At 59.3% G+C, this 5132-nt stretch carries 5 protein-coding genes; all 5 read left to right on the plus strand.

Annotated features, from left to right (window positions below; genetic code table 11):
• Positions 1-667: 667 nt before the first annotated feature.
• Complete coding sequence (gene dsrO, locus AC559A_RS18675) at positions 668-1414, plus strand: sulfate reduction electron transfer complex DsrMKJOP subunit DsrO (RefSeq protein ID WP_498819207.1); 747 nt, start codon at positions 668-670, stop codon at positions 1412-1414.
• Between the two features lie 3 nt (positions 1415-1417).
• Positions 1418-2638: an NrfD/PsrC family molybdoenzyme membrane anchor subunit gene (gene nrfD / locus AC559A_RS18680; protein ID WP_498819208.1), complete on the plus strand. Its 1221-nt coding sequence runs from the start codon at positions 1418-1420 to the stop codon at positions 2636-2638.
• Between the two features lie 31 nt (positions 2639-2669).
• Complete coding sequence (locus AC559A_RS18685) at positions 2670-4211, plus strand: ethylbenzene dehydrogenase-related protein (protein ID WP_498819209.1); 1542 nt, start codon at positions 2670-2672, stop codon at positions 4209-4211.
• A gap of 73 nt (positions 4212-4284) precedes the next feature.
• A complete protein-coding gene (locus tag AC559A_RS18690; protein ID WP_498819210.1) occupies positions 4285-4752 on the plus strand; it encodes a hypothetical protein in 468 nt (155 codons plus the stop codon).
• Positions 4753-4869: 117 nt separating this feature from the next.
• Positions 4870-5132, plus strand: a 263-nt coding sequence (locus tag AC559A_RS18695) for a DUF305 domain-containing protein (RefSeq protein ID WP_498819211.1), incomplete at its 3' end; no start/stop codon positions are given.

Raw genomic sequence — 5132 nt, forward strand, 5'->3', positions numbered from 1 at the left:
AAGCCTTTCAAGTCGTTACATGGCAAAAACTCCTATTAATCCATTAATTTCAAACAAATACATGTCTTGGCAATGACAATGTTGGGACACTAGTGAGCGTTTTCCTATGTCAATGGGCCAACAAAAAATCCTGACGCTCGCCGTTCTGCTCGGAATGTTGTTTGCCGTAAGCGGTTTCGATTGTATTGCCATGGACTTTGGTCTCTCAGACTTGTCCGATTCCGCTTGTTACTCCCTGCCTGGCCCGGACGCGCCCCCTGCCCCCTGCATGACCAGAGTCTGTACGTGTCTGCACTGCCTGTCTTTTTGCGCGTCCCAGTTTGCCGAAGTCGTCTTTTCCTCTCCGCATTCTTTTTCTTCTCCTTCCGTATCGTCCTTGGACCCGCCCGACGTATTCGCGACCCCCGCCGGCTTCCCTCCTGAACACGCCTGATTCCCTTTCCAAGGCGCGGACTCTCCAAGCTCGCCCAGCCGGGGTTCCAGCGTGAAGCTGCTTCGCTGAAATCTCTCTTCCCGGCACGATACGACCCTGCTTGCTACTCCGTATGCCTTGAACCCGTGTCGACACGCCGCAAGAACTCGTGCGGCGAGGCAACACCCAACCTCACTTCAGCTTGCCCTGACTCTGACGACAATTCTGTTCTCAACCCCAACGAGGAGGGATCATATGGATTTTTCCCGCAGGAATTTCATTCGTCTGGCTGGAGTCGTGGGGGTCTCCGGCGCAATCGGCCTGACGCCTTTGGCGGTGCTTCAGGCCGGAGCGCGGGTCTCCTTGCCCGCGGTGCTCAAAACCGACGACGCCCCACGCTACGGCATGTTCATCGACCTGGAGAAATGCGTGGGCTGCAACGCCTGCACCGTGGCCTGCATCCGAGAGAACAACACCCCGCGGGGCATCGGCTACATCAACGTGCTGGCTAAGGAAGAGCCACGAGCCGCCTACCTGGACACCCATTTCCAACCCATGCAGTGCATGCACTGCGAGGATCCGGCCTGTGTTCCGGTCTGTCCGGTGCAAGCCACCTATAAGCGGGCCGATGGGATCGTGGTCCAGGACCTCAAGCGGTGCATCGGCTGCAAGTACTGCATGCAGGCCTGTCCGTATCAGGTCCGGCACTTCAACAAGAAGCCGCCCTTCACCTACAGCAGGCCGCACCCGGCGGGCGGGAGCTATCCGGGCGGCGTGGTCCTGAAGTGCACCTTCTGCCAGCACAGAATCGACGCCGGGAACATCACCACGGCCTGTACCGAGGCCTGTCCGGCGGACGCCCGCTATTTCGGCGACCTGAACGACCCGCGCAGCGACGTCTCCAGGGTGATTTTCGAGCGCAAGGGCATCCAACTGCTGCCGGAAAAACTGACCCGGCCGCAGATTTTTTACGGGTTGCCCAAAACCGAGAGGAGGGTCTAGGCCATGCCCAACACGGAAACGAGACCGCGCAAAAGCGCGTTGATCTACCTGTTGCTGTTCGCATGCCTGGCGCTGCTGGCCCTGGGGGTGTTCAGCGCCGTGCAAATCCAGCTCAAGGGTCAGGAGGTGTTCGGCTCCACGGATCAGGTTCCCTGGAACGTGATCATTGCCGGATACGTCTTTCTGGCCCTGGCCGCCAGCGGACTCTGTCTGACCGCCAACTTCTTTGAACTGCTGAACATCAAGCGCTTTCAGCTGCTCCAGAAACGGGCCCACTTTCTGGCCGTGTCCTTTCTGGTCCCAGCCTTGGCCATGCTGGCCATGGACCTGGGGCAGTTCTCGAGGATGCACCACTTCATCCTCTACCCCAGCCTGAGTTCCCCGCTGTGGTGGATGGGCACGGTCTACGGCGTCTATCTCGTTCTGCTGCTCTCGGAATTCTGGGCCATCCACAAGGGTTACGCGCGCATGGCCTACATCTTTTCCGTGATCACGCTGATCGCCGCGGTGGTGGCCACGAGCATCCTGGGCGGCATTTTCTCGGTGATTCTGGACCGCACTCTGTGGTTCGGCAGCGGCACTCCGGTCTGGTTCGTCTTTTCCGCGGTCATCTCCGGAATTGCGGCCATGATCTTCATGACCATCCTGACCTACTCCCTGAACGGCAAGTCCATGGGCGACGACCTGCAACAGGCCCTCCGGGAACTGGGGACCATTCTGACCGTGCTTTTGGGCATCGGCCTGGTCTTCACCGTGTGGCGGTTGATCGCCTCGGTCTACGTGAAGGTTCCGGACGCCTTTTTCATCATTTCCTCGCCCTACGGCCTGCAGTTTTGGGTGCTCTTCCTGGGAGTGGGTATCCTCGCACCCTTCCTGTTGCTGCTCACGCGCACCAAGCGCAAAAGCAGCGCCATTGAACTGGCCGGTCTGCTGGTGCTGATCGGCATGTATGTGGACAAGCATATTTTCGTGCTCGCCGGACAGCTGCGCCAATCCATCGACGGGACCATCGCCGCCTATGCCAGTACTCCAGCCGAATGGGGACTGATGCTCGGGACCGTTGCCGCCGCTGTGCTGATGTACATGTTCGGGGAGCGGTATCTCTCCCTGGATCAGGCACCCCGGCATGCGGAGGCGACGATGCCTCGGCCCGCGCCCGTTTCCCGTGATGAACCGGACGCTCCGAGCCTGCCGCTGGCGGAAGAAAACGCCGTCAGGGGCTGACGACGTTCGCATGATCGGACCGCATTGGCGTATGTTACGAACAACCATCATCGAGGAGGCTGTTTCCATGATGTTCATGAAGAAGATACTGGCAGTTTTTGGCTTTCTGTTTCTGGCGGTCGTCCTTTCCGGGTGCGAGGATCCCCGCAAGCACATGGTCGGTGATCGGGCCTTGATCACCGACCCGGATGCTCCGGTGCTTGGCGTGGAAGTCCGGGCGGCCATGGACCAGCAGCGTATCGCCCTGAACTTCCGCTGGGAAAGTTCCAAGGAGTTCGCGGGCCAATTCCACGATCTGGTAGGGTATGACGGCGAAAAATGGGAGCGCTTGACCGGAGATCGCGCCATTGACGAGGACCGGCTGAGCATCATGTTTGAAGACCCACGCCGCCCCATCAAGGGCTTTGCCAATACCGGTTGCTACGCGGCTTGCCACGTGGACTTGCGGAGCATGCCCGAAACCCTTGGCGACTCCCGGCATTACGTCCTGGCCGAGACGGACGCGGACGTGGACGCCTTCGGCCTGGACATGTGGCACTGGCGCGGAGGCCGGAGCGGGCCCATGGGCTATGCCGAAGACACCTACATCAGCAAGGGCAAGTTCGGAACCGTGTACAACGGACGCAAGCGCGACTCCCTGGGCTCGCCGCCGACCAACTGGGTCCGAGAACGCGGGGACCGGCAACGCGAAGACCAGCCCCTGCACATTGGCGAGTGGAAGGACGCCGGACTGCCGCGATTCGTGTTCAACCCGGACAAGGTGACCTTCGGCAACTATTTTCTGGCCGATGAAGCGGGCAGGCTGATCAAGAGCAAGGAACAACTCGCGGCTCTCACCAGCCTGGACTACATGCCCTTGAAGGTTATCTTCCAGGACCTGGATTTCGACCCGGTGGACAAGACCAATGCCGTGGACGTGCTTTATCTGCTCTACCTGGCCAACGGCCTGGAACGCCCGAACTTCCGGCCCGGCTGGGAGGAATTCTGGGCCGACCAGCTCGGCGTGCGCACCGCCCAGCAGGCCGAGGCCATGCTGGACGACATCGTCTCCAGGATGGAGCCCGGTGCGCTGGTCACCCGCAGTGTCGGATTCATCTATGATTCAAGCCAGCACGACATCGTCTCGGAACAAGAGTTCGACTCTGCGAACAACATCTGGAACCTCACCCTGTACCGCGACCTGAGCACCGGCTTCGAACTGGTGGACGACGTGGATTTGGCCGGTCTGCTGGACGAGACCGTCTATAACATGGCCTTTGCCGTGCATGACATTTCCGCCGGAAGGCTGTGGCACCACATCTCCTTTCCCTACACCTTGGGCAACGCGGAATCCCACGCCGACATCAAGGCGATCATGGTGGACGACGTTTCCTCCGTGGACTGGGCCGGGATCGAGCCACTGAAATCCGCCCTGTATCTCCCCGGCCAGGTCAGCCTGCAGCACCTGACCAGCCCGGACAAGCACCGGGCCGGAGCCAGCTTCCTGCTCCAACTGCGCTGCCAGAATTGCCATACCCTGGACGACATCCACAGCGTGGCCAACAAGTCCAGACAATACTACATCAAGCCGTAGTCGACGATTTTCAAGGGGCGGTGCGTGTCGTCGCGCACCGCCCGCAACCTAAACCGCATGAAAGGAGGACATCATGAAGAATGTATTTGGAGTGATCGCGTGTTGTATGTTGCTTTTCTTCGGCACGTTTGCCACGGCGCAGACGGCTCACGATTCCCACACCGACCACGGAGCACCGGAAGCGCCTGTCGATGCCGCCGAATTCGAAGCGACCGAACAGGGGGTGAATGAACGTATGGAAATGATGCAGGGGCATATGCAGGGCATGAAGGCCAGGATGGAAAAAATCAAGGCCGCCACTACCCCTCAAGAACGCCGGGAACTGATGAAGGCGCAGATGGGAGATATGAAAAAAGGCATGGCGATGATGAAAGACATGCCCAAGTGTCCGATGATGTCCGGACACGAGAAGAAAGGAGAAGGCAACGGAATGATGGGGGCGGGCATGATGAAATGCTCCAAAATGATGCACGAAAAAATGGAAATGATGCAGATCATGATGGAAGGACTTCTGGAGGAGTCCTCCGCGACACAAGAATGAAGAAGTAAGCGTACGAACGAACCCCGTCCCGCATTCCGGATCGATATCGCCGGTCTTTCGTCCGGTTCGCGGGGCGGGCGCGGCATCATGGATATTCAACCACGACAAGGAGAAGCGATGATGAAAGCACTGAGTCTCATGACGTTCTGGATGCCCCTTACGGCCTTGAGCATGCTGTTCATGGCCGGTTCGCACGGCCCGGCGGATGCGGCGGAACATGAACATCAACATCAAGTGGGCAGCGAGTTGGAATTTCTCGTGGAAATGATCCCTCACCATCAGGAAGCCGTGGACAGCGCCAAGCAGATCCTGGCCGTGACCGAACGCCAGGAACTGCGCGACTTTGCCAAGGAGGTGATGGACGATCAGACCGGGGAAAT

It is taken from the genome of Desulfonatronum zhilinae, from assembly GCF_900182865.1.
GTDB lineage: Bacteria > Desulfobacterota > Desulfovibrionia > Desulfovibrionales > Desulfonatronaceae > Desulfonatronum > Desulfonatronum lacustre.